The sequence below is a fragment of the Winogradskyella sp. ECml5-4 genome, from assembly GCF_036903175.1.
Taxonomy (GTDB): Bacteria; Bacteroidota; Bacteroidia; order Flavobacteriales; family Flavobacteriaceae; genus Winogradskyella; species Winogradskyella damuponensis.
In genome coordinates, this window is the sequence record NZ_JAYJLF010000007.1 from 147538 (window position 1) to 172773 (window position 25236).

The window sequence follows — 25236 nt, forward strand, 5'->3', positions numbered from 1 at the left end:
GACATGAAAATATTAATGGCGTTTTTTATTTCGGTTTGTTCTTTTGCTAATCATCCCAGCTATGATCCTGTAAATAAAATTGAAATTGATGAAAAGTATAAAGTAGAAAGTACGTTCTCAGGTAATACAGTTGGTAATGATAGTTTTCATTTAATTATAGCTAAAAATGGAGATACCAAAGACTATGATGTTATTCCTTATCTGTTTAAAGACAATCACATTGTTAAACTAAAAACCTTTTCATTTGATAAACAGCCTGTAATCCTATCTTTTCACAATGCCAAAGATAAATTGTCATTACTCACGCAATCTAAAGTTGGTAGTTCTGAATTTATAAATATTATTGATGTTGATTTAATTTCAGGTAATTATGTTAAATCAGATAATATAGCAACGGAAGATTTTAAAGCATTAATTAGAAAAAAGGATAAAAACTTAATTGTATTTTCAGATAAGAAAAGTGTAAGAATTATAGAGGCTAAAGATGCAAATACAGTACAGACCATTACGGTGAGTTCTGACGCTTCTTCGGCTGAATTCTTAGCATCGCTTTCAGAAAATAGTGTTGAGGCTATAAACAACGATGAATTTGTTTCTAACGGCTCTATAAGTACTTTTAGAGCTTATAGCGATGGTGATAAAGTTATTATTACTGAAGAAAATACTAAAGAAGCAACAACTAATGCTCTTCAGATCCCCCTTAATCAAGGCAATGAAGTTAGTGCTCAATTTAAAACCTTTGGTGGTAAAACCAAGGATAGTAAAATAAAGAAAAGTACATCTTATATAAATAACGATAAATTATACCAACTTAAAATCGGTAAAGAAGAAGGGCAATTAAATGTTTTTGGTCTTAATGATGCGTATAATTCATCTGTAAATATTTTAGAGGTTAAACCTACAAAGCATGCAGAAGGATTTAAAAGTATTAAAGACTTTGTTAAAAACGCTTCTAAGAAGTTTAATGAACCTACAGTTACTATAAATAGTACTAAGAATGGTAAATTAAAGGTAAGGTTCGATTTTGTAAATAAAAACCTATACAATTACCACTATAATTGGTGGTGGCATCATCAATGGCACATGCAACAGATGCAGCATTTTCAAATGATTAATCAACAACAAATGCGGAACTCTATTCCTAGTTTTGGACCTTCTGAACCATTAGATTATTTTTTTGTAGCACAAGAGCATTCTTTTTTTGAAATTACTTTAGATCTTGCAGGTAAGATTGTAGAAGATAAAAATGATGAAAGTGTATACCCTTATTTAAACAAAAAGACCTACGTCAAGCCTTTAAATGATAACAAAAAGTTGAAGCATACGTCTACTGTATTTACACAAGATAATTTTCGATATATCGCTTATGATAAGCGTAACAAATCGTTTAATATAATTAATAAAGCATTATAAATGATTAGTTTTAATTACGAAACCGAGTTTATCATAAACGATGAAGCCAATTATTCTAAATGGATTTCAGAGACCATTTTAGAAGAAGATTGTAGAGAAGGAGAAATTAATTACATTTTTTGTTCTGATGATTATTTGCATAAATTGAATGTAGATTTTCTAAATCACGACACTTTAACTGACGTTATTAGTTTCGATTATTCCGTGGGAAAAGAACTACATGGCGAAATTTATATATCAGTAGACAGAGTCAAGGAAAATGCTTTAGATTTTAAAGTTTCTTTAGAAGAAGAAATGGCGCGTGTTATGATTCATGGTGTTTTACATTATTGTGGTTATAAGGATAAATCTGAAGCTGATGAAAAGCTTATGCGTTCAAAAGAAGATTACTACTTAGCCAAACGAAAGTAGACTTGTGTTTTCATTGTATATTTGCAGCCGCAAAAATTTTAATAGTATAATGTTCCACGTGGAACAAAAATAGATTTCAATATGTTTAATGAAGAGTATGATGTTATAGTTGTTGGTGCAGGTCACGCAGGAAGTGAAGCTGCAGCAGCTGCTGCAAATATGGGAAGCAAAACATTATTGATTACCATGAACCTTCAAAATATTGCACAGATGTCTTGCAATCCTGCAATGGGAGGTATTGCAAAAGGACAAATTGTAAGAGAAATTGATGCACTTGGAGGTTATAGTGGAATTGTATCAGATACTTCTGCAATTCAATTTAAGATGCTTAATAAATCTAAAGGACCTGCAATGTGGAGTCCAAGAGTGCAATCCGATAGAATGCGTTTTGCTGAAGATTGGAGAATGCTCTTAGAAGGGACTGAAAATCTCGATTTTTATCAAGAAATGGTTTCTGGGTTATTAGTGGAAAACCATAAAGTTGTAGGTGTAAAAACATCGCTTGGTGTAGAAGTAAAAGCGAAATCTGTAGTGCTTACTAACGGGACATTTTTAAATGGACTAATTCATATTGGAGATAAAAACTTTGGTGGAGGTAGAGCGGGTGAAAGAGCAGCAACCGGAATTACAGAACAACTCGTTAATTTAGGTTTTGAATCTGGCCGAATGAAAACAGGAACACCTCCAAGAGTCGATGGTCGTTCTTTAGATTTTTCTAAAATGATAGAACAACCTGGAGATGAAGATCCGCAAAAGTTTTCCTATTTAGATGTTACAAAACCACTAACTCATCAGCGTTCTTGTCATATGTCTTATACCAGTGAATTGGTTCATGATTTATTACGCGAAGGGTTTGATCGCTCACCAATGTTTAATGGACGAATTAAAAGTGTTGGACCAAGATATTGTCCATCTATTGAAGATAAGATTAATCGATTTGCAGATAAAGATAGGCACCAATTATTTGTAGAACCTGAAGGTTGGAATACTTGTGAATATTATATTAATGGTTTCTCAACTTCCTTGCCAGAAGATGTACAATTTAAAGCATTGCGTTCTGTAGTTGGTTTTGAAAATGTAAAGTTCTTTAGACCAGGTTATGCTATAGAATACGATTATTTTCCACCAACACAATTAAAACATACTTTAGAAACTAAGTTAGTAGAGGGCTTGTATTTTGCTGGACAAATTAATGGTACTACAGGTTATGAAGAAGCAGCATCTCAAGGTTTAATGGCTGGTATTAATGCAAGCTTAAAAGTACAAGAAAAAGAAGCGTTTACATTGCAACGTGACGAAGCTTATATAGGTGTTTTAATTGATGATTTAATTACTAAGGGTACAGAAGAGCCTTATAGAATGTTTACGTCACGTGCAGAGTATAGAACATTATTAAGGCAAGATAATGCAGATTTTAGATTAACACCTAAAGGTTATGCTTTAGGTTTAGCTTCTGAAAAACGATTAAAACGTATGGAAGAAAAGCAATCTAAATCTGAAGCCTTTGTTCAGTTTTTTAGAGATACTAGTGTTACTCCAGAAGAGGCAAATCCTGTTTTAGAATCTAAAAATTCAGCAGCTGTTAAACAACAAGATAAGATGTTTAAGTTGTATGCTAGACCAAATATTACTATAGATGATGTTCGTAAATTTGAGTCTGTAGAAAACTATATTCAGAATAATGATTTAGATACAGAGATTATTGAGCAGACTGAAATACAAGTTAAATATGCGGGTTATATTGAAAAGGAAAAGAACAACGCCGATAAATTAAATAGACTAGAAAACTTAAAAATCCCTGTTGGTTTTGATTATTCAAAACTAAAATCAATGAGTATAGAAGCACGACAAAAATTAGAAAAAATACAACCTGTAACTATTTCTCAAGCATCTCGAATTAGTGGTGTAAATCCAAATGATATTTCTGTTTTGTTGGTTTATTTAGGACGTTAATTCTTAAGAAAATTGAAATCTCACAATGAATATTGTAATGTTCCACGTGAAACAATTGTATAAAACGCCCACTTGGTGCTTCGCTCGTTAGTTGCGAAACATGAATTATTTTGTTTCGAAACTAATCTTTGAGGGGTAATTTAAATATTCAAAATTGAACTAACTGAATATAAAAAATGGATTTATGGCAAATTGTTTGTTATTAGAAATCCGAAAAATAGTGATAAAACCATTGTTCTCTTGAGGGGGTTTTAAGGGTGTAAAATTAGATAAGGTTAATGGCAGATCTTAATACTGAAAACATTGTTGATATAGAACCCTATAGTTTTACTAATTATTTGGTGAATTCCTTTCTTAGTATTTTTGGTTGGATGTTTGTTGCTTTTGTTCTTTCAATTTTTATTTCAGGTAATGCATCAAATCAAGTAACTATATTGTTGTTTTATATTGGTGTCGTTTTTGTATTACTAGCTTTAAATTTAATAGCTGGTTTTAGGAGACCTTATATTTACATATATAGTATGGTAATTGATAATGACATTGTCACAATAAAATATCTAAGACTTTTTAAAAGGCAATTAATGACTGTTAATATTAATGACCTAGAAGTAAGGTTAGAAAAACAAGGACAGAAAAATTTCGCTTTAATTATAGTTGGTTTAATAGGTGAACATACCTTTCATATCAAACAAACTGAAGTACATCAATGGAAAAAAAAGTTATTAAGTACTACTTTTGAAAAATTATCTGACATAATTACACCAAGAACAATACACTAATTATTATATCATATTCTTAAATTGTGCCCAAAACAACAAGAACATATCTTACTCTAAAAGATCATTCTGTCTCTAAAGAAACGTTCCAATTATTATATAATAAGGAGCTCGATATGCTAGAAACATATCCACAGCCAGAAGGTGAAAAATTATCCGAATATTATAAAAGTGAAGACTATATTTCGCATACAGATACGAAGCGAAATCTATTGGAATTTGCTTATCACAAAGTGAGAGAAATTTCTTTAAAACGAAAATTGAAATTAATCAATTCGTTTCAATCCGAAACTAAAGTACTTTTAGATATTGGATGCGGAACTGGGGATTTTTTGCAAACGGCTTTAAATAATAATTGGAAGGTTACAGGAATTGAACCCAACGAAAGTGCGCGGCAAATTGCAAATTCTAAAACCAACAATTCTGTTTTTAGTACAGAAGAATTATTAAAATTGAAACCTCAGAGTTTTGATGTTATTACACTTTGGCATGTTTTAGAACATTTGCCAAATTTAGAAATGCATACGGCATTGTTAAAATCACTTTTAAAACCAAATGGTACTTTGGTCATTGCTGTTCCTAATTATAAAAGTTACGATGCGGAGTATTATAAAAACTTTTGGGCAGCATATGATGTGCCAAGACACCTTTGGCATTTTTCTAAAAATTCGATTTCAAAATTATTTAGCAAAGAACATATGGCATTGGTGAAACTGTTGCCAATGAAATTTGATGCCTATTATGTATGTCTACTTTCAGAAAAATATAAATCTGGTGTTATGAACCCAATCAAAGCATTTTGGATTGGATGGCAATCAAATCGTAAAGCAAATCGATCTAAAGAGTATTCTTCGCACATTTATGTCTTAAAGAACGCTAATTCTTAATATAAGCAACGCTATTTTTGTATCGCAGCTATAAATGTGTAATTATATTGTAAAATCTTAAAGTGTGCTTAAAACGCTTTATTTAGCTTCGTTTTTAATTGATTTTTAAAATAACAAGCAGAAAGTTCTATAGAAAACATCAATACATAAAAAATAGAGGAAATCACTAACTAACTTTTATACATTTGCAAAAATTAAATTAAAGTAGAAAAATGAAAGTTTGATACTTTCACAAACAATTAAACAATAAAAATAAAATGAAGAAGTTAATTTTAGGCTTAACAGTTTTAGTTGCATTTGCATCTTGTCAAGAACAACAAAAAATTGCATTCATAGATAACGGTAAAGTTATTAATGAATATCAAATGAAAATTGATATTGAAGATAAATTCAAACTTAAAGACGAAGCTTTTAAAGCGAGAATGGATAGTATTGGTAAAGCTTTTCAGGCCGAAGCTCAAGCGTTTCAAGCAAAAGAGCAAACCTTATCTGCAAAAGCAAGACAAGAGATGTACCAAAGTCTAACTCAAAAACAACAAGGCTTACAACAACAATTTCAATACGAGCAGCAACAAATGCAACAAATGTTTAGTGTAGAAATGGATTCTGTAATTTCTAAAGTAAATACGTTTGTTAGTGATTATGGTAAAAAGAATGGTTATACATACATTTTAGGTAAAAATGAAGCTGGAAGCGTTATGTACGGAAGTGAGACTAATGATATTTCTGAAGCGGTAACTACAGCAATTAATGCTGCCTATAATGCTAAAGATTCTAAAAAAGAAGCAACAGAAACAGCTGAAGAGGTTAAATAAAAATAAAAAAAAGTATTTTTTTTTAAAAGCCAAGCCTAAGACGCTTGGCTTTTTTTATGTAGTAAACGTGTTAATTTAATAGATAAATCGGTAAGCACAATTTTAGAGTTTCCGTTACGCTCAATATGGTAAATGGCATCTTGTAATTCGTCTGAAATTTCTAAAATATTTGAATCGTGAACAAAAGGAGCAAAATTTTCAAGTTTAAAGTTGTCTGATTTTGGCTCTAAATACACTAATTCGTCAGCTTTATAATTTAGTAATAAAGCTTGTCTAAAATAGTTTAAGCAAAAGCTTAAAAACTTCTTTTGCGTTTCACGTCCTGTTTTGGCAATTTCTTCGGACCATGAAATTAAATCGTGAATAGCTGCCTTATTTCCTCTAGCTTTAAAAGCAGAACGTACCCAGAGTACAAACCATTTTTCAAACTGAATATCTTCACTATCTTGATAAATTAAATCACAAGCTTTGTTATAGTTACCATTGGCTTGATGTGCAATTTTAGTTGCAACTGACTGCTCAATATGATAGTTTTTAATTAAAGCTTCAGAAATAGCTTCTTCTGCTAAAGGAGGAAAATGTAAAATCTGACAACGCGATCTAATGGTGTTAATGATCTGTTCTTCGTCTTCAGCAATGAGAATAAAGATTGTTTTTTCTGGTGGCTCTTCAATTAATTTTAATAATTTATTGGCACTAGATGTGTGCATTCTTTCAGCCATCCAAATTATCATGACCTTGTATCCGCCTTCATAAGACTTTAGTGTTAAGGATTTTACAATCTCTAAAGCTTCGTCAACACCAATTTGTCCTTGTTTATTGTCTACGCCTAAAAGTTTGTACCAATCAAAGAGGTTTCCATAAGGTTGCTGTTCTAAAAGTTGTCTCCATTCTTCGAGATAATATTTAGAAACCGGTTTGCTTTTTACTTTATCACTAGTTGTTACAGGAAAAGCAAAATGTAAATCGGGATGCGAATAATTCTTAAATTTTAAATTACAAGAGTCGTTTCCTCCTGTATTTTCACCGTTCTTGTTACTACATAGTATATACTGTGCATAAGCTAAAGCCATTGGTAACGTGCCAGAACCCTCTGGACCAACAAATAATTGCGCGTGTGCAATCCTACCAGCATCAACACTTGTAGTAAGGTGATTTTTTATGTGTTTTTGACCTAAAACTTCTGAAAATAACATAAAGCAAAACTATATAAAAAAATTATGTTTCTAATCTTTATATTTGTGTTTCAAAATTTATAAAATGAAGACACTAAACGATTTTAATTTTCAAAATAAAAAAGCATTAATCAGAGTAGATTTTAATGTGCCATTAAATGATGATTTCGAAGTAACAGATGCTACTAGAATTGTATCTGCAAAGCCTACAATTATTAAAATTTTAGAAGATGGCGGAAGTTGTGTTTTAATGTCGCATTTAGGGCGTCCAAAAGGTGTTCAAGAAGAGTTTTCTCTAAAACACATTATTCCAAAAATTGAAGATATATTAGGAGTTGAAGTCAAATTTGCTAGCAACTGTGTTGGCGCAGAAGCAGAAGAAAAAGCAAAAGCTTTAGAACCAGGTGAAATATTATTACTTGAAAATTTACGTTTTCACGAAGAAGAGAAAGAAGGTAATAGAGATTTTGCAGAACAATTATCTAGATTAGGTGATATTTATGTAAATGATGCGTTTGGTACAGCACACAGAGCACATGCTTCTACAACAATTGTCGCTGAGTTTTTTCCAGAAAATAAATGTTTTGGAAGTCTTTTGGCTCAAGAAATAGAGAGTATTAAAAAAGTTTTAGAAGATGGTGAAAAACCTGTTTTAGCAGTTCTTGGAGGTGCAAAAGTATCTTCAAAAATTACAGTTATAGAGAACATCTTAGATAAAGTAGATCATTTAATCATTGGAGGTGGAATGACATTTACTTTTATTAAAGCACAAGGAGGAAAAATTGGAGATTCCATTTGTGAAGATGATAAAATGGAATTAGCCTTAGATATTTTAAAACAAGCCGAAGCTAAAGGTGTAAAAATTCACTTACCAGTAGACGTCGTTGCTGCAGATGCATTTAGTGATACTGCAAACACACAAATTTGTGATGTAAAAGCTATTCCTGATGGATGGCAAGGTTTAGATGCTGGTCCAAAATCTATAGAAAATTTTGATGCCGTTGTAAACCAATGTAAAACGATTCTTTGGAATGGTCCTTTAGGTGTTTTTGAATTACAAAGTTTTGCTAATGGTACAATTGAACTTGGAAACTCCATAGCAAATGCAACTAAAAATGGAGCGTTTTCTTTAGTTGGCGGAGGTGATTCTGTAGCTGCTGTAAAACAGTTTGGTTTCGAAAATAAAGTTAGCTATGTTAGTACAGGTGGAGGAGCAATGCTAGAAAGCCTTGAAGGTAAAACCTTACCTGGAATAGCTGCTATATTAGATTAGTAGTAAAAAAACACTATTTTTAGCAGTTCCAGCGTTTATGATACGCTGAGCTTTTACGAATTAATTTTTCAATGTATATTGAAACGAGCTTGTTCAAAATTTTATCAGTTAGAGCACAGATAGAATATGAACAGTGTTTAACCATTCAAAAACATAAGATATAAACACATGACATTAAAAACGTTTTTATTAGCTTGTTTATGCTTGTCTGTTTGTAGTGGATATTCCCAAACTAAAACTGATAGTATTTCAAAAAAGTCGTCTGACGTTGTTTCAAATAAAGATTCGGTTATAGATGGTAAGCTTTTCGCTTCTGAAAAAAAGATTGACGTAGAAGTTGATACATTAGGAGTTAAAAATCTTAAAGATTTACCTCAGGTTGCAGAACTCGATAAAAAATGGTTAGATGAACTGTATAATAACTCTCTTTTTGATACCATATATAAATCGGTTACAGAGTTAGAGTATGAGCCTGTTTATTATCCAGAACTTTCTACAGATACTTTAAAAGCAAGATTAGAGCGGCTTAATGCGCGAACACCTTTTAATGTAGAATACAATCCATCATTAGAAAGTGTGATTAAAAGTTATCTTAAGCATAGACGGAATTCTTTGGAACGTTTAATGGGTTTAAGTCATTTTTATTTTCCAATGTTTGAGCAAGAATTTGACAATCAAAATATACCTTTAGAGATGAAGTATTTGGCGATTGTAGAATCAGCTTTAAAACCAAGAGCACGTTCACGAGTTGGAGCAACAGGTATTTGGCAGTTTATGTATGGCACCGGAAAGGAGCATGATTTAAATGTAAGCAGTTATGTAGATGATCGTAGCGATCCTATAAAATCTACAAAAGCAGCTGCAGAATATTTAAATAGAGTGTATCGTATTTTTAACGATTGGGATTTGGCTTTAGCCGCATATAATTCAGGACCCGGAAATGTAAATAAAGCCATTAGACGTTCTGGAGGATCTAAAAATTATTGGAATATCCGTCAGAATTTACCAAGAGAAACGGCAGGTTATGTACCAGCGTTTTTAGCAACAATGTATATTTTTGAATATGCAAAAGAGCATGGTTTTAAGCCTGAACGTCCTGCATTTCAGCTAATTCAAACCGATACAGTACACGTGAAACAAATGATTTCTTTAAATCATGTTTCTGAAGCTACAGGAATTAAAATTGAAGAATTACAGTTTTTAAACCCGGCTTATAAATTAGATATAATCCCTAAAGTTAAAGGGAAGACATATGCTTTAAGATTGCCTAGAGAAGCAATAGGGACTTTTGTCACTAATGAAGATAAAATCTACGCTTTTGCTAATGCCGAATTTAATCAGCGTGAAAAACCATTACCAGAAATTGTTAGTGATGACACTAAAATTAGATATCGTGTTCAAAATGGAGATTATCTAGGTAAAATTGCAAGAAAATATGGCGTTAGAGTTAGCCAATTAAAACAATGGAATGGTCTAAGAAGTAATAACCTTAAAATAGGGCAACGATTAACTATTTATCCTAGAAATCATGGTGCTTCAAGCAGTTCAAAGCCTGTAAAAAAAGTTGTTAATACAGCAGGAAAACAAACTTACAAAGTAAAGTCTGGAGATTCGCTTTGGACCATTGCACAAAAATTTTCAGGAGTTTCTGTTCAAAATATTAAAGATTGGAACGATATTAGTGGTAATAAACTCAAGATAGGAATGACACTCGTTGTGTCTAAATAAAAACCAACAAAAACTTAAGCTTATGAGAGCGTTTTATACCGTGTTCTTTTGTGCGTTGCTATTAGCGTGTGGAGATTCAAAAAAAGAGGATAAACAATTGTACTTACCCGCTTCTAATGGGAATTTAAACACAATTTCGGTTGTTGTAGATAATATCTTATGGGAAGATAAAGTAGGGGAAAGCATAAGACATATTTTTGCTGCACCCTTAAATGGTTTACCTACAGAGGAACCAATGTTTAACATGAAACAAATTCCAACTCAGGTATTTGATGGTTTCGCAGCACGAAGTAGAATTGTACTTAAAATTGAAAAAGGCGATGTTGAAGCAACAACTAAAATTGTGAATAATGCCTATGCTAAATCACAAACTGTTGCTGTTGTTGCTGGTAAAACAGATAATGATATTATTGCGCAATTACAGGAAAATAAAGCTAAAATAATTGATGCATTTAATAAAGAAGAAGTAAAAGAGAAGCTAAGAAGAATTAACTTGTCATTATTGGAAGATAAAGACATGGAAAATAAGTTTGGAATAACTATAGATATGCCTTCAGCTTATAAAATTGGTAAAGCAGACGATGATTTCTTTTGGATTAGAAAAAGTCTTAGTAATACCAAAACCATAGATTTAATGGTTTATGAAGTGCCTATGGAAACGATTTCTAAAGGAGATAGCACAATTATAGATATTATAAAAATGCGTGATAACATTACAAAAACTAAAATACCAGGAGAAGATGGTATTTATATGGCTGTAGAAGATGCTTACGCTCCTTCAATGTTCAAAACTATTATTGATAATAAACCCGCTTACGAAGTAAGAGGTATGTGGGAAATGAAAGGTTTTACAATGGCAGGACCTTTTATTACATATGCTATTGAAGATAAAATAAACAATCGTTATTTAGTTGCAGATGGCTATGTATATGCACCGTCATTACCAAAACGAGACTATATTTTTGAGCTAGAAGCTATGATTAAATCAATCACTATTAAGTAACAAAAAAGCCAACTTTTTAAAGTTGGCTTTTTTTATGTTTCTTGTTTTGAGGTCTCTATTCTTTATCGTCAGCAGACTCGTCTTTGTTTGCTTTTTTAAATTCTTTTAAACCACTACCTAAACCTTTCATTAGTTCAGGAATCTTTTTACCACCAAATAGTAATAAAACAACTACAGCAATTAGAATTACTTGAGGCCATCCAATCATTAAAGGTATAATGCTTAAACTCATAACTTATAATTTAGACCGCAAAGTTAGTAATTATAGTTTAATTATAGCGTTGTTCATTCTATTTTAACTTTGAGCTTATAATAAAGGCAAATGAGTGTTTTATTATTGTTATTATTATGTTATAATAAGCTTAGCTAACTTTAATATTTTATCATGGCGCTATTTAAGTATTTTAACTAATTTTGTTTTAATGGCAAAGAATAAAAAAAAGGAAAAGAAATTCACTAAAAAGTTACTTCACAAGTATCGTTTGGTCATACTAAATGAAGACACTTTTGAGGAGCGTTTTGCTATAAAGCTAACACGTCTCAACGTTTTTATTTTAACATCGCTTTCTGCTATATCACTCGTATTTTTCACGGTTTTATTAATTGCATTCACACCTTTAAGAGAATATATTCCAGGATATTCCTCTGCTAAGCTAAAAAAGAAAGCAACCATGTTAAATTATAAAACCGATTCTTTGGTACAAGAATTAGAGTTAAACAAACGCTATTATGCCTCTATAAGAAAAGTACTCACAGGAGATGTTGCTACTTTAGAATTTAATAGAGATTCAGTTATAGAAGCAGCTAAAAATGATCTTGATATTTTACAAGTACCTACAAATAGGGAAGATTCGTTGTTAAGAGAAAAAGTTGCTAAAGAAGATAAGTATAATTTGTTTGAAGTTTCTGGAGATCAGTCTAATTATGTGTTGTTTCCGCCAGTAAACGGTACCATTTCAGAAGGTTATAATTTAGAAGAAAAACATTATGCGGTAGATGTTGTTGTTGCAGTTAATACTCCTGTAAAAGCAACAGCAGATGGCACTGTTATTTTTGCAGAATGGACGGTAGAAACGGGCTATGTGGTCATTATAGAACATAATAGAGAGTTAATCTCTGTTTATAAGCACAACTCAGCAATTACAAAAGCTCAAGGAGATATTGTAAAATCTGGAGAAGTTATTGCCATGTCTGGTAATGCTGGTGAATTAACCACAGGACCACACCTTCATTTTGAACTTTGGAGTAAAGGTTACCCAGTAAACCCAACTAACTTTATTAATTTCGAATAATGGCATCATTAAAAGCTGCGCTTTCAAAACCCTTTGCTAAATACGTCGCAAAGCGAATTAAAAAATGGTCATCTAAGCCTGTTGAAACGCAACAAAACGTTTTTCAAAATTTAATTGCTCAGGCCAAGCAAACGGCTTTTGGAAAAGACCATAATTTTAGTGCTATAGCTACTTATGAAGATTTTCAAGCTAATGTTCCTATTAGAGATTATGAAGAATTAAAGCCTTATGTAGAACGTGTTGTTGGTGGTGAAGAAGATGTTCTGTGGAAGGGTAAACCTATTTACTTTGCTAAAACTTCAGGAACAACCTCTGGAGCTAAATATATTCCAATTACAAAAGAAAGTATGCCAACGCATGTTGAAGCCGCTAGAAATGCGATTTTAATGTATATCTATGAAACAGGACATTCTAAATTTGTAGATGGCAAAATGATTTTTCTTCAAGGCAGTCCTATTTTAGAAGAAAAGAATGGTATAAAACTGGGGAGATTATCAGGGATTGTAGCGCATTATGTACCTAAATATCTTCAAAAAAATAGAATGCCAAGTTTAGAAACGAATTGTATTGATGATTGGGAAACTAAAGTTGAAGCTATTGTAGATGAGACCATAAATGAAGATATGAGTATCATTTCGGGAATTCCGTCTTGGGTACAAATGTATTTTGAAAAACTGATTGAAAAGTCAGGTAAAAATGTTGGAGATCTCTTTAAAAACTTTAATCTTTTCATTTTTGGAGGTGTCAATTATGAGCCTTATCGCGCAAAATTTGAAAACTTAATAGGAAGAAAAGTAGATAGTATAGAATTGTATCCCGCAAGTGAAGGTTTTTTCGCTTTTCAAGATAAACAGAATGAACGAGGTATGTTACTTCAATTAAATTCAGGTATATTTTATGAGTTTGTTGAAGCAGAACATTTTTTTGAAGATAATCCTAAACGGATCACTATTGGAGAAGTAAAGTTAAATGTAAATTATGTAATGATTATTTCTACTACAGCAGGACTTTGGGCATACAATATTGGAGACACTGTAGAGTTTACATCATTAAAACCCTATCGCGTGATTGTAAGTGGACGCATAAAACATTTTATTTCAGCATTTGGAGAGCATGTTATAGGAAAAGAAGTAGAGCAAGCTTTAAAAGAAGCTACAGCAAATACATCGATATCTGTAAATGAGTTTACGGTTGCACCTCAAATAAATCCAGAGGAAGGCTTACCATATCACGAATGGTTAATTGAGTTTGAAAATGAACCAGAAAATTTGCAAGATTTTATTATAGCTTTAGAGCAGTCTTTACAACAACAAAACAGTTATTATTTAGATTTAATTGAAGGAAAGGTACTTAGACCTTTAAAAATCACTAAAATTGTGACTAATGGATTTCAGATGTATATGAAATCTATTGGGAAATTAGGAGGGCAAAATAAAATCCCTAGACTTTCTAACGATAGAAAGATAGCAGACATGATGTATCAACTAAATTTAGCGAAATAACGCTATATTTGTAGGTTAAAATAGAGTATGAGTACAACTAAGAAAAAACACGAAAGAACTAGAGCACAAGAAAGTTCTAGCGCTATAGAACGCATGTATATTACAATGCGTCACCTTTTTAATAGAGGATTTTATAAACCTATGGGTGTTTCTGGAGAAACATTACGAGAAGCGTTATTGCTTTTGCGTCCAGAAATATATGGTTCTATTGGGGATGAAAAAGCAGAATTAGAGGGTTTGCTTTATGTTGTAGACCGCTTACCACAAGGTATTGAAGAGTGTACGTTTATCAATCTTACCAGTGATGAAGGTTATGCTAATTCGCATTTTAAAGCTATAATTCCACCTAAAAGAAGGCGTAATTGCTATCGTATAGACAATGAGCAAATGAATATCGAAATCACGAGAGGTCGCTCTGAGATTTATGATATTTTAACGCATCTTACGTTTTTGTTTGTAGAGTCTCATAAAATCAGTAAACGCGTTATTATCGATGAAGATGGTTCTACAGTTAGAGACTGGCAAAAACTAGAAAATGCTGTTAACTCTACTAAGAAACTAACCCAAAAAGAACGCGAAATTGCCATTACACATACCGCTAATATATTAGGTAGAACGTTTAATGAATTAACAGAAGCGTATCCAAAATTTGCTACTGAAAATCAACCAGAACGTTTATTACAAATTGTATATTGGTTGGGTAAATTGGCCATAGAAGAAACCATTAATAACAATAAGCGTACAATAACCTTTAGTCCTGTTTTAAGAGAACGATTAGGACACCATATTCACGGAGAAATTTGGGCAGATACGATTAAAGCTACGTTACACAAAAACGGTTTGTTAGAGCGCCCAATTCATATCATTAGTGCTAATATGCACAGTGTAATGAATTCCTTATTTGCTAAAGGAGCACTTAAGGGCGCTGATGCTAAAAAAGACATTTTTCAAACTTATGAAGCTTTAAGTGATTCTAAAAATTCTGCATTACGCAATAAAGTAGAAAAATCTGCGTTGCAGAACGGCATGATTTATATAAAAGACACGTCTGGAACCAACATAGATGTTCAAATTTTTGATACGGATAAAATTGATTTTTCTAAATCAGAATTTAAATACTTAGAAGAGGTAAAGGATAATAAAGCTGTAATATTTGTAATGGATTATGCTTTTGGAGAGCAAGCTTATGAGACTTTAGATGAGTTTTTAAAACCTATAAAAGTTGATGATAAAAATGTACACTTAGATGTGAAGTCTATTTCAATAATGGGAAAAGCGGGCATTTTAGAAGGAGGTAAAGGTGATGTTATGATTCCTAATGCACATATTTTTGAAGGTACAGCAGATAATTATCCCTTTAAAAATGAGTTGAGTAAGGATGATTTATCAGATTGTGGCGTTTCTGTTTATGAAGGTACAATGGTTACCGTTTTGGGAACTTCACTTCAAAATAAAGAGATTTTAAAATTCTTTAAAAAATCAACATGGAATGTTATTGGTTTAGAGATGGAAGGTGCACATTACCAAAAAGCAATACAAGCAGCTTCTAGAGTAAGAGGAAGCATTAATGAAGATGTAAAGGTAAGATATGCTTACTACGCTAGTGATAATCCATTAGAAACTGGTGGCACATTAGCCTCTGGAGGGTTAGGAACTTCTGGTGTAAAACCAACTTACGTGATTACAAAAAAAATACTAGAACAAATATTTAATTCATAACCAATGAGTGAAAAATTACCACAACAAAACGATAGTGAAGAGATAGATTTAGGACAATTTTTTAGTGCTATAGGAAATTTATTTCAAAGATTATTTAATTTTATAGGTAGCATATTCAAGGGGATTTTTTCTGCTATTATCTACACAATAAAGCCTCTTGTAGTACATTTTAAAGTGGTTGTAGTTATATTAACAGTAACGGTAATACTAGGTTACATTTATGAAAAGACAAATGATCCTGTTTATTATTCAGAGATGTTGGTAAAACCGTACTTTGATTCTAAATATCAATTATCTAGTAATATCAATTATTTTAATGCATTAATTAGTTCTAAAAACGTAAAAGAATTGTCTAGTATTTTTGAAATAGACACTCTAAGCGCTAAAGAATTAATAGGTTTTGATTTAGAAGCTGGTCCTGAGACGCAAAATGATTTATTTATTGAATATGATGAATATATTAAGTCTATTGATACATCTCTTGTAGATGAACTTACTTATAAAGATTATATAGATAAAAGAGATTTTATGTCAGGAAGAGTGTTTGCTATAAAAGCAAAATCGAATGATATCTCTATTTTTCCAAGACTACAAGAAGGGTTTAGAAAGACTTTTGAGAATGAGTTTTCAAAGCATCAAAAGCGTGTAAGAGACACAATGGCCTATATAGATCGTTTATCTTTAACAACAGAATTATCACGTTTAGATAGCATTCAAAAAACATATTTGGCAGCGATAAGAGAGGAATCTAAAAATAGAAATCTAGTTTTTGGAACAGGAAGTATGCTTCCGCTTCAAGAAGAGAAAAGAGCGACTAAAGAATATGAGCTGTTTTTAAGAGAGCAAGGGATACGATATAAGTTAAATGAATTAAACCGAACGATAGCAGAGGAAAATACTTTTTTCGATATCCTAGCACCTTTTGATAAATTAGGGAAAAAAGATAAGAGTTTTGAGTACAGTTATCGTCTTTTATTTCCTGCGATAGCTTTAGTTCTTTTTATCCTATGGTTTTTAGCATTAAAAGCATTCAAATATATTAAAGACTATGAATAAAACAGTTTTAATAACAGGTGGAGCGGGCTTTATAGGATCTAATTTTATAGTCTATTTTTTAGAACGTTATAAAAACATTAAAGTTGTTAATTTAGATAAGCTCACTTATGCAGGTGAGCTTTCTAATTTAGAAAAACTAGAAGGAAATAGTAATTACGAGTTTATTAAGGGAGATATTTGCGATACAACGCTTGTAAACGATCTTTTTATTAAACACCAATTTACTGATGTTATTCATTTTGCAGCAGAATCTCATGTAGATAATTCTATAAAACATCCAGATGCCTTTATTAATACTAATGTTTATGGCACGTTTAATTTATTAAATATAGCCAAAAACCATTGGATGGATGCTCCTTTTTCATTTAAAAAGGCATGCGAAACTAACAGATTTCATCATATTTCTACAGATGAGGTCTATGGTACTTTAGGTGAAACAGGTTTGTTTACAGAGGATACTCCTTATGCGCCTAATAGTCCGTATAGCGCCTCAAAAGCATCGTCTGATTTTATTGTAAGAAGCTATTTTCATACTTACGGAATGAATGTTGTAACCACCAACTGCAGTAATAATTATGGTCCTAAACAACACGATGAAAAGCTTATACCAACCATTATTAGAAAAGCCTTGAATAGCGAACCTATTCCAATCTATGGTGATGGAAAGAATATTAGAGATTGGTTGTATGTAGAAGATCATTGTAAAGGAATAGATATAGCGTTTCAGAATGGTAAAGCTGGAGAAACCTATAATATTGGTGGGAAAAATGAACGCGACAACTTATATATAGCACATAAAATTTGTGATATTTTAGATGATTTAAAACCCAAAAACAAAGCCTATTCGGAACAAATTACCTTTGTAAAGGACAGGCCGGGACATGATTTTAGGTATGCTATTGATGCCTCTAAAATTGAAACAGAATTAGGTTGGCAAGCTGATGAAAATTTTGAAACAGGAATCGTTAAAACCATTGAGTGGTACTTAAATAAATATAAAAACGAATAGAATTAGTACTCAGTTTTTTAAACTGAATGGTAATTTTTCAAAAATACACTGAGGATGAAAGGAATAATTTTAGCAGGAGGATCTGGTACAAGATTGCATCCATTAACTTTGGCGGTAAGTAAGCAGTTAATGCCTATTTATGATAAACCCATGATTTATTATCCTATTTCTACTTTGATGTGGTCTGGTATAAAGGATATTTTAATTATTTCTACACCTCAAGATTTACCTTTATTTAAAAAGCTGTTAGGAGATGGAAAGTCCTATGGTTGTAATTTTGAGTATGCCGTTCAAGAGTCACCAAACGGATTAGCAGAAGCCTTTATTATTGGAGAAGAATTTATTGGAGACGATAAGGTGGCGTTAATTCTTGGTGATAATATTTTTTATGGTACGGGTTTAGCAGATTTATTGCAACAAAATAATAATCCAGATGGAGGTATTATTTACGCTTATCATGTGCACGATCCCGAACGATACGGAGTTGTAGAGTTTGATGAAAATGACATAGCTGTTTCTATTGAAGAGAAGCCTAAAAAACCAAAATCAAATTATGCGGTTCCAGGTATTTATTTTTATGATAACTCAGTTGTAGACATCGCTAAAAATATAAAGCCTAGTAAACGTGGAGAATTAGAGATAACAGACGTTAATAAAACCTATTTAACCCAAGGAAAATTAAAAGTTAGTGTATTAGATAAAGGCACAGCGTGGCTAGATACTGGTACCTTTAAATCTTTAATGCAAGCATCTCAATTTGTACAAGTTATAGAAGAACGTCAAGGTTTAAAGATAGGGTCGATAGAAGAAGCCGCATATAGCATGGGTTATATTGATAAAAAACAATTTATAAAAGTGGTGAAACCATTAACAAAAAGTGGTTATGGAAAACACTTATTAAGTTTAGTCTCAGAATAAAATGATTGTAAAAGAAACCAAATTAAAAGGGTGTTTTATAATAGAACCTCAAGTATTTTCCGATAAACGTGGTTATTTTGTTGAAAATTACAACCAAAAAGCCTTTAATAAGGCGCTAGGTTTAGATATTAATTTTGTTCAAGATAATGAGTCAAAATCTTCAAAAGGAGTGCTTAGAGGCCTGCATTATCAATTAGGCGAGTATGCGCAAGCCAAGTTAGTAAGAGTTGTTAAAGGTGCTGTATTAGATATTGCGGTAGATCTCAGAGAAGGTTCTAAAACGTTTGGGGAACATATTTCTATAGAGCTTTCAGAAAACAATAAAACCCAATTATTTGTACCAAGAGGTTTTGGACATGGTTTTATTGTTTTAGAAGATGAAACCATTTTTAGCTACAAATGTGATAATTACTATCATAAAGCATCAGAAGCTGGCGTCATATATAATGATAAAGATTTAAATATCAATTGGCAACTGCCTAGTTCAGATTTTATACTTTCAGAAAAAGACCTCATATTACCGACTTTAAAAGACGCTAAATTATGATACATGTACTTGTGACTGCGAAAGACGGTCAATTAGGACAATGCTTTCAAAGTTTGGCTGTTAAACATCCCAATATTCAATTTGTTTTTAAATCGTCATCTGATTTAGATATTACAAACACAGCCAATATCGAAGATGCACTTAAAGACCATACGTTTGACTATTGTATTAATTGTGCCGCTTATACAGCTGTAGATAAGGCCGAAGAAGCAATAGAGTTAGCAGATAAGGTAAATCATATAGGAGCAAAGCTATTAGCAGAATCTTGTAAGAAATTTAATGTCACTTTAATTCATGTCTCTACAGATTTTGTGTTTGATGGTAAAGCAACAGTACCGTATTTAGAAGATGATATTACGAATCCCTTGGGTGTGTATGGTAAAACGAAATTAGCAGGAGAACAAGCCATTTCTAATGTATTGGAAAACTATTTTATAATTAGAACATCGTGGTTGTACTCAGAATATGGTAATAATTTTTTAAAAACCATGTTGAGGTTATCTAAAGAGCGCAATGAAATAGGTGTTGTAGGTGACCAAGTAGGAAGCCCTACTTACGCAAGAGATTTAGCAGATATGATTCTAAGACTTATTGAGTCTAAAAATACTAGCTATGGTGTCTATCATTACAGTAATAAAGGTGTGGTAAGTTGGTATGATTTTGCTAAAGAAATTTTTAAACTAAGTGATAGCTCTATTACACTCAATAAAATTGAAACGAAAGATTACCCAACTCCCGCTGTACGACCTAAGTATAGTGTATTACATACTGAAAGAATAAGTAAACTATTAGATCTTAAAATTCCGAATTGGAAAGTTAGTTTAACACAAGCCATTTCTAATCTTTAACTGATTACAAAATATTTGATAAAAAATAATTGAGGAGCTTAATAACAAATTAAAGCTATTCATTATTTTATAATTATTAAGATTAGTATTATTGTATTCTTTTTATAAATACTGTCTTGTTGCTTTACTATAAGAAGGTTAATAAATATAATTTTATTAAGAAACCACCTTATTTCATATGTTATTTAATTCGCTAGATTTTGCTATATTTTTCCCAATCGTTTTTGCGCTCTATTGGCTTGTAGCTAGAAACCTTACCTTAAGAAATGTTCTAATTTTAGTTGCTAGTTATACCTTTTATGGTTGGTGGGATTGGCGTTTTTTATTTTTAATTGCGGTAAGTACTTTAGTAGATTTTTATGTAGGTAAAAAAATGCATAAAATAGAAAACAAGAAGAAGCGAAAACAATTACTGTTTGTTAGTTTATTGGTCAATCTAGGGTTTTTAGTTTATTTTAAGTACACCAACTTTTTTATTGAATCATTTGTAGATTCGTTTCGGTTGTTTGGTAAAGAACTTGAAGTTTCAACACTAAATATAATATTACCTGTAGGGATTAGTTTCTATACATTTCAAACGTTAAGCTACACCATAGACATTTATAGAAAACAGTTAAAGCCTACAAACGATATTATTGCGTTTAGTGCATTTGTGTCGTTTTTTCCACAATTAGTAGCTGGTCCAATTGAAAGAGCATCTCATTTATTACCTCAATTTTATAAAACGTATACGTTTAATTACAAACTTGTAAAGTCTGGTCTTCTACTTATGGCTTTTGGTTTATTTAAGAAAATGGTTATTGCAGATAGGGCTGCGCTTTACGTTAATCAGGTTTATAATAATGTAGATGATTATGGAGGTGTGGGCTACATTTATGCAACAGTACTCTTTGCATTTCAAATTTATTGTGATTTTTCTGGATACTCAGATATTGCTATTGGGTTAGGGAGAACAATGGGCTTTGATTTAATGAAGAATTTTGATAGTCCATATATTTCAAAATCTCTTACAGAGTTTTGGAGGCGTTGGCACATATCGTTATCAACTTGGTTTAGAGATTATTTATATATCCCTTTAGGTGGAAGTAAAAAAGGAAAGTACAGAACTTATGCCAATCTTTTTATTGTTTTTGTCGTGAGTGGTTTATGGCACGGTGCTGCAATGACGTTTATTATTTGGGGAGCGATACATGGTATTATTCTTATGATAGAAAAAGGAACCTTTACATTTAGAAAAAGGTTGTTTAATAAAATAGGTTTGGACAAAAACAATTTTTCAAATCATCTTTTCTTCGGTTTCATTATTTTTACTATTGTTTGTTTTGGATGGGTATTTTTTAGAGCAAACTCACTAAGTGATTCTCTTCAAATAGTTTCGGGATTTTTTAGTGATTTTAATTTAGGAGATATGTTTAAAAAAGAAACCTATTTAATAGGTTTTAAACCGAATGAATTTAAGGTCATTACAATAGCTATTTTAATGTTGTTTGCATTTGAATACTTTCATAAAAAACATAACAGTATAAAGTTTTTAAATAACCAATCAACATTATTTAGATGGTCATTTTACTTAAGTATTGTAATATTAATAATGCTCTTTGGTATTTATGGTGATAGAAATATTCAGGAATTTATTTATTTTCAATTTTAGAAATTTCATATGAAAAAATTAATTTTAAAGCTTTTGATATTCGTTGCTATTTTTGCTTTTTTGTTACTGTACTTCGATTCGTTTTTCATAGATAATGACCACTCATCTGTTAGTTCGTATCAAACATTATATGAGGAGGATAGGGAGTCTGTAAGTGTGGTCTTTTTAGGTAATTCTCACCAAGGTAAAGGGGTAGATGCAAATATTATAAATGCTAAGTGTAAGACAAATTCATTAAAAATTAATGGAGCAGGTATAAGTATAGCTCAAATTTACTTTAACCTATTAGAAACATTACAATATCAATCTCCTCAAATTGTTGCTATAGAAACTTGGGCACTTATTGATAAAGGAGTGAGATATAATAAGATTGCAGACTCAAGTGGAAATTTAATGGCTTCACCATTTAAAATGGAATACAATAAAAGATTTGGTAAAGTCAAGTACGAGGAGATCTCAAGTATTTATCCAGATAATAAATGGTTTCATATGTTTAACGCGTTTAGATTTCATAACAATTGGCAAGATAGCGAAATGTGGTCTAAGTCATTACAAGCAAAATTTAGCTTTTCAGCTAAAGAACGAAGCCACAATAAAAAAACAAACTGGCATTTATCTTCGGCAAGCATAAAAGCATTTAACGAAAAAAGCTTTAATACTCAAAATTTGGAGCTTACAAAACATGAAGAGGAATACATAAATAAGATTATTGATTTGTCAATAAGTCATGATTTTAAAATATTATTTTACACTGTTCCTGTATATAGAACTTATTACAATAAAACTAAAGAAGGATTTGATGTTGTAAACAAAGAGATTGAACGAATTACTAATGCACATAAAAATATAGATTTTCTTGATATAAATAAGAAAGTTTCAGGTTTTGATTACACCTGTGTTGTAAATGAAAAAGTATCATCTAATCAACATGCTAATTATAAAGGCCAAATTAAAACAAGTTCTACTTTGGCAAATTATCTAATGAATAACTACAACATAGACGAAAGTGATGTCTTTAAAAAAACATTCTTATCAACACCTGAAAACTTACTCTATAACGCAAATAAAGTTATAGAAGCTAAGACCTTTATTGGCTCTATAAATAAAATAAATGGTCAGTTTTATAAAGATATAGAAGGGGATAAAGTTGTCACTATTGCTGAAAGCGTACAAACAATAAATTTGGAAGGCTGGATGCATAAAGAAGGTGTCTCTAACTTGGCAGGAAATAAAGTAGTTGCCTTGAAGAAAAATACTAATTTTGTTTATATTGTATCAGGAAATCAAATAAAAGAAAGAAAAGATTATAAGTTGGTTGAAAAGTATGGTAAAGATTTTAAAAACAGTGGATATCGGGTAGAGTTGTCAAAAAACTTATTAGAAAAGGGTACGTATACTGTTTTTCATATTATTAGAGATAAAGAAAAAAAATATCATTTGAAGAATACCCACAAGCGTATAGTCATTGAATAATAGAACTATTTAATTCTGATTAATTTACTTTAACTTACCCCAAAAAAAATAGGTAAATACGCTGCTTTTATTCGTGTAATCAGATATTACTAATTTTAATTATATTAAAAAAGTCTATCGACTTTCTGCTTATAGTGGTTTAGTTTTAAGTCATTTAAACGTAATGACATTTTTTGAAAATCAAATAAAAGATTATTTTTACGGATATTAAGTCGGTTTTATCTAGCTCTAATCTTAATTTATTACATTAAATAATAAAGAAATATGGTAAAAAGCTATTTTAAAAAAGAGACCAATTTATTTACTTACAAATCAATGATTGCCCCTTCATTAGATTATGAAATTTAATTCTATCACTTCAAAACTATTAAACTCTAGTCTTTTAGGGAGTAGTTTAAAGGTTCTTTTTATTAAAATTCTTGGTGTTTTGCTTCTTTTTGCTGTTTCACTATTTTTAACCAATTACTTTCCGCCAGAATTAGTTGGACAATATGACTTTGTCCGAACTCTTTTAATGATAATTGGAGGGCTATCCGTTTTAGGAATGGATCAATCTATAATTTATTACTCAGGTTTTTTTAAATCTCAAAATTCAATGGGCTCTTTGAGAGCCACTTATTTTAAAATGCTTACTCTCGTTTTACTTGCTAGCAGTATACTTTGGGTACTAAACAGTTTAATCCCTAATGATTTTATTAATGAACTATTTAATAAGCCAAAAGCATCATTACTTTTTAATAAAGTTATTTTAGCACTGTCTTTTTATGCTATTACATTTTTAAATATAGACATGTTAAGAGCTTTAAATAAAACTATTTTATCTGAGTTGTTTAGAAATATTTTTAGACACCTACCATTTTTGTTTTTAGCAGTTTATTTAGTTTATAACTCAAACGAAGCTTATTTAATTGATGCTTATTTATGGAGTTTTGCAAGTTTAGCTCTAGTCTCTTTTATTATTATTTACAGAAAATTTTTAAAATCGAAATTTGAGATTAAAATAGATAATTTAAGTTATAAGACTATTTTCTTAAAATCATATCCAATGGCTATAAGTGCGTTATCTTATTTTTTAATGCAGAGTATTGATGTTTTGTTATTAGCTAAATATAGTACGTTTGATAACGTTGCATTTTATGCTATAGCGGTGAAATTATCAACAATATCAACATTAGCGCTTTTGTCAATAAATATTATTGCAGGACCAAAGATAGCTGAATTCTATTCTAGCAACAGTATTGAAAAGTTAAGGCGCTTATTACAAAATAGTAATAGACTTATTTTAGTTTTAACATTGCCAGTATTAATTGTACTATCATTATTTTCAGAATGGATTTTAGGCTTATTTGGCAAGGAATATATTGTTGCTCAGAGTGCGTTATTAATATTATTAGGCGGACAATGTTTTAATTTTTTATTGGGGCCATTAGGGGTGTATATGAACATGACAGGTAAGCAAAACAAACTACAAAGAATTCTTATTTTAGGTTTATTAATCAATGTTGTTTTAAACATTATTTATATCCCTAAGTATGGAATGATTGGTGCTGCTTCATCAACTGTTGTAAGTATGATTATTTGGAAAATTCTAGCAACTATAATTATATATAGACAGGATAAAACAAAAACATTTATTTCATAAGATTAAAATTGTAGATAAAAAAAATAGTTAACTTTGAATTTATATGTAGCAAAGTGATTATAGGCTATAAATCAAGAAAAATATAAGGGAAAAGCGTAAAATAACTTTTAAAGTTATAGAGAAATATTAATGAAACAAGAATTCT

General features: G+C 31.0%; 22 protein-coding genes. 20 read left to right on the forward strand and 2 right to left on the reverse strand.

The annotated features are described in order from the left end of the window. Positions 1-3 precede the first annotated feature (3 nt). The 6 genes from VDP25_RS08210 (at position 4) to VDP25_RS08235 (ending at position 6255) form a co-directional block, all read left to right on the forward strand. Positions 4-1413 (forward strand): hypothetical protein, encoded by a 1410-nt coding sequence (locus VDP25_RS08210; RefSeq protein ID WP_334468613.1) that lies wholly within the window; start codon positions 4-6, stop codon positions 1411-1413. Continuing rightward, positions 1414-1824, forward strand: a complete 411-nt coding sequence (gene ybeY, locus VDP25_RS08215) for an rRNA maturation RNase YbeY (RefSeq protein WP_334468615.1) — start codon at positions 1414-1416, stop codon at positions 1822-1824. A gap of 81 nt (positions 1825-1905) precedes the next feature. Next, the gene (gene mnmG, locus VDP25_RS08220; protein WP_215926388.1) at positions 1906-3777 is read left to right on the forward strand and encodes a tRNA uridine-5-carboxymethylaminomethyl(34) synthesis enzyme MnmG; all 1872 of its coding nucleotides are present in this window, start codon (positions 1906-1908) and stop codon (positions 3775-3777) included. A gap of 278 nt (positions 3778-4055) precedes the next feature. Continuing rightward, entirely contained in the window at positions 4056-4556 is a 501-nt protein-coding gene (locus tag VDP25_RS08225) for a hypothetical protein (RefSeq protein WP_215926390.1), read from the forward strand. A 23-nt stretch (positions 4557-4579) separates the two neighbouring features. Continuing rightward, positions 4580-5440: a class I SAM-dependent methyltransferase gene (locus VDP25_RS08230; protein WP_334468620.1), complete on the forward strand. Its 861-nt coding sequence runs from the start codon at positions 4580-4582 to the stop codon at positions 5438-5440. Between the two features lie 257 nt (positions 5441-5697). Next, positions 5698-6255 carry an OmpH family outer membrane protein gene (locus tag VDP25_RS08235; RefSeq protein ID WP_334468622.1) on the forward strand — a complete coding sequence of 186 codons (558 nt, stop codon included), beginning with the start codon at positions 5698-5700 and terminating at the stop codon, positions 6253-6255. A gap of 35 nt (positions 6256-6290) precedes the next feature. Here the strand turns inward: VDP25_RS08235 and VDP25_RS08240 are convergent, their stop codons facing one another. Next, positions 6291-7451, reverse strand: coding sequence for a DNA polymerase III subunit (locus VDP25_RS08240; RefSeq protein ID WP_334468624.1), 1161 nt, complete (start codon positions 7449-7451; stop codon positions 6291-6293). A 64-nt stretch (positions 7452-7515) separates the two neighbouring features. Between VDP25_RS08240 and VDP25_RS08245 the strand changes: the two genes are divergently transcribed. The 3 genes from VDP25_RS08245 (at position 7516) to VDP25_RS08255 (ending at position 11434) form a co-directional block, all read left to right on the forward strand. Continuing rightward, the gene (locus VDP25_RS08245; protein WP_334468627.1) at positions 7516-8703 is read left to right on the forward strand and encodes a phosphoglycerate kinase; all 1188 of its coding nucleotides are present in this window, start codon (positions 7516-7518) and stop codon (positions 8701-8703) included. A gap of 168 nt (positions 8704-8871) precedes the next feature. After that, positions 8872-10431 carry a LysM peptidoglycan-binding domain-containing protein gene (locus VDP25_RS08250; RefSeq protein ID WP_334468629.1) on the forward strand — a complete coding sequence of 520 codons (1560 nt, stop codon included), beginning with the start codon at positions 8872-8874 and terminating at the stop codon, positions 10429-10431. A 22-nt stretch (positions 10432-10453) separates the two neighbouring features. Further along, the gene (locus VDP25_RS08255; RefSeq protein WP_334468631.1) at positions 10454-11434 is read left to right on the forward strand and encodes a DUF4837 family protein; all 981 of its coding nucleotides are present in this window, start codon (positions 10454-10456) and stop codon (positions 11432-11434) included. 55 nt (positions 11435-11489) lie between these two features. Here VDP25_RS08255 and VDP25_RS08260 read toward each other — a convergent pair whose 3' ends face one another. After that, on the reverse strand, positions 11490-11666 hold the full coding sequence (locus VDP25_RS08260; protein WP_215926404.1) for a twin-arginine translocase TatA/TatE family subunit: 177 nt from the start codon (positions 11664-11666) through the stop codon (positions 11490-11492). A 190-nt stretch (positions 11667-11856) separates the two neighbouring features. Between VDP25_RS08260 and VDP25_RS08265 the strand changes: the two genes are divergently transcribed. The 11 genes from VDP25_RS08265 to VDP25_RS08315 all read left to right on the forward strand — a co-directional run bounded on the left by VDP25_RS08265 (position 11857) and on the right by VDP25_RS08315 (position 25091). Further along, the gene (locus VDP25_RS08265; RefSeq protein WP_215926406.1) at positions 11857-12726 is read left to right on the forward strand and encodes a M23 family metallopeptidase; all 870 of its coding nucleotides are present in this window, start codon (positions 11857-11859) and stop codon (positions 12724-12726) included. Continuing rightward, positions 12726-14228: a GH3 auxin-responsive promoter family protein gene (locus VDP25_RS08270; protein ID WP_334468635.1), complete on the forward strand. Its 1503-nt coding sequence runs from the start codon at positions 12726-12728 to the stop codon at positions 14226-14228. Before VDP25_RS08265 ends, VDP25_RS08270 begins: the two co-directional genes overlap by 1 nt. A gap of 27 nt (positions 14229-14255) precedes the next feature. Further along, positions 14256-15947 carry a DUF6909 family protein gene (locus VDP25_RS08275; protein WP_215926410.1) on the forward strand — a complete coding sequence of 564 codons (1692 nt, stop codon included), beginning with the start codon at positions 14256-14258 and terminating at the stop codon, positions 15945-15947. Positions 15948-15950: 3 nt separating this feature from the next. Continuing rightward, a complete protein-coding gene (locus tag VDP25_RS08280) occupies positions 15951-17003 on the forward strand; it encodes a hypothetical protein (protein WP_334468639.1) in 1053 nt (350 codons plus the stop codon). Further along, complete coding sequence (gene rfbB / locus VDP25_RS08285; RefSeq protein ID WP_334468641.1) at positions 16996-18012, forward strand: dTDP-glucose 4,6-dehydratase; 1017 nt, start codon at positions 16996-16998, stop codon at positions 18010-18012. The genes VDP25_RS08280 and rfbB overlap by 8 nt, the downstream gene beginning before the upstream one ends. 54 nt (positions 18013-18066) lie before the next feature. Next, on the forward strand, positions 18067-18930 hold the full coding sequence (gene rfbA / locus VDP25_RS08290; RefSeq protein ID WP_334468643.1) for a glucose-1-phosphate thymidylyltransferase RfbA: 864 nt from the start codon (positions 18067-18069) through the stop codon (positions 18928-18930). 1 nt (position 18931) lies between these two features. Next, positions 18932-19477, forward strand: coding sequence for a dTDP-4-dehydrorhamnose 3,5-epimerase (rfbC, locus tag VDP25_RS08295; RefSeq protein ID WP_334468645.1), 546 nt, complete (start codon positions 18932-18934; stop codon positions 19475-19477). Beyond that, positions 19474-20325, forward strand: coding sequence for a dTDP-4-dehydrorhamnose reductase (rfbD, locus tag VDP25_RS08300; RefSeq protein ID WP_334468647.1), 852 nt, complete (start codon positions 19474-19476; stop codon positions 20323-20325). The genes rfbC and rfbD overlap by 4 nt, the downstream gene beginning before the upstream one ends. A 178-nt stretch (positions 20326-20503) precedes the next feature. Beyond that, positions 20504-21976, forward strand: a complete 1473-nt coding sequence (locus VDP25_RS08305) for an MBOAT family O-acyltransferase (RefSeq protein WP_334468649.1) — start codon at positions 20504-20506, stop codon at positions 21974-21976. Between the two features lie 9 nt (positions 21977-21985). Continuing rightward, a complete protein-coding gene (locus VDP25_RS08310; RefSeq protein ID WP_334468651.1) occupies positions 21986-23449 on the forward strand; it encodes a hypothetical protein in 1464 nt (487 codons plus the stop codon). Positions 23450-23786: 337 nt separating this feature from the next. Then, positions 23787-25091 (forward strand): flippase, encoded by a 1305-nt coding sequence (locus VDP25_RS08315; protein ID WP_334468653.1) that lies wholly within the window; start codon positions 23787-23789, stop codon positions 25089-25091. Positions 25092-25236 lie beyond the last annotated feature (145 nt).

Bases quoted from the DNA above. Each gene is read 5' to 3' on its own strand.
- VDP25_RS08210 (WP_334468613.1), top strand. From the start codon at position 4: ATGAAAATATTAATGGCGTTTTTTATTTCGGTTTGTTCTTTTGCTAAT.
- ybeY (WP_334468615.1), top strand. From the start codon at position 1,414: ATGATTAGTTTTAATTACGAAACCGAGTTTATCATAAACGATGAAGCC.
- mnmG (WP_215926388.1), top strand. From the start codon at position 1,906: ATGTTTAATGAAGAGTATGATGTTATAGTTGTTGGTGCAGGTCACGCA.
- VDP25_RS08225 (WP_215926390.1), top strand. From the start codon at position 4,056: ATGGCAGATCTTAATACTGAAAACATTGTTGATATAGAACCCTATAGT.
- VDP25_RS08235 (WP_334468622.1), top strand. From the start codon at position 5,698: ATGAAGAAGTTAATTTTAGGCTTAACAGTTTTAGTTGCATTTGCATCT.
- VDP25_RS08240 (WP_334468624.1), bottom strand. From the start codon at position 7,451: ATGTTATTTTCAGAAGTTTTAGGTCAAAAACACATAAAAAATCACCTT.
- VDP25_RS08245 (WP_334468627.1), top strand. From the start codon at position 7,516: ATGAAGACACTAAACGATTTTAATTTTCAAAATAAAAAAGCATTAATC.
- VDP25_RS08250 (WP_334468629.1), top strand. From the start codon at position 8,872: ATGACATTAAAAACGTTTTTATTAGCTTGTTTATGCTTGTCTGTTTGT.
- VDP25_RS08255 (WP_334468631.1), top strand. From the start codon at position 10,454: ATGAGAGCGTTTTATACCGTGTTCTTTTGTGCGTTGCTATTAGCGTGT.
- VDP25_RS08260 (WP_215926404.1), bottom strand. From the start codon at position 11,666: ATGAGTTTAAGCATTATACCTTTAATGATTGGATGGCCTCAAGTAATT.
- VDP25_RS08265 (WP_215926406.1), top strand. From the start codon at position 11,857: ATGGCAAAGAATAAAAAAAAGGAAAAGAAATTCACTAAAAAGTTACTT.
- VDP25_RS08270 (WP_334468635.1), top strand. From the start codon at position 12,726: ATGGCATCATTAAAAGCTGCGCTTTCAAAACCCTTTGCTAAATACGTC.
- VDP25_RS08275 (WP_215926410.1), top strand. From the start codon at position 14,256: ATGAGTACAACTAAGAAAAAACACGAAAGAACTAGAGCACAAGAAAGT.
- VDP25_RS08280 (WP_334468639.1), top strand. From the start codon at position 15,951: ATGAGTGAAAAATTACCACAACAAAACGATAGTGAAGAGATAGATTTA.
- rfbB (WP_334468641.1), top strand. From the start codon at position 16,996: ATGAATAAAACAGTTTTAATAACAGGTGGAGCGGGCTTTATAGGATCT.
- rfbA (WP_334468643.1), top strand. From the start codon at position 18,067: ATGAAAGGAATAATTTTAGCAGGAGGATCTGGTACAAGATTGCATCCA.
- rfbC (WP_334468645.1), top strand. From the start codon at position 18,932: ATGATTGTAAAAGAAACCAAATTAAAAGGGTGTTTTATAATAGAACCT.
- rfbD (WP_334468647.1), top strand. From the start codon at position 19,474: ATGATACATGTACTTGTGACTGCGAAAGACGGTCAATTAGGACAATGC.
- VDP25_RS08305 (WP_334468649.1), top strand. From the start codon at position 20,504: ATGTTATTTAATTCGCTAGATTTTGCTATATTTTTCCCAATCGTTTTT.
- VDP25_RS08310 (WP_334468651.1), top strand. From the start codon at position 21,986: ATGAAAAAATTAATTTTAAAGCTTTTGATATTCGTTGCTATTTTTGCT.
- VDP25_RS08315 (WP_334468653.1), top strand. From the start codon at position 23,787: ATGAAATTTAATTCTATCACTTCAAAACTATTAAACTCTAGTCTTTTA.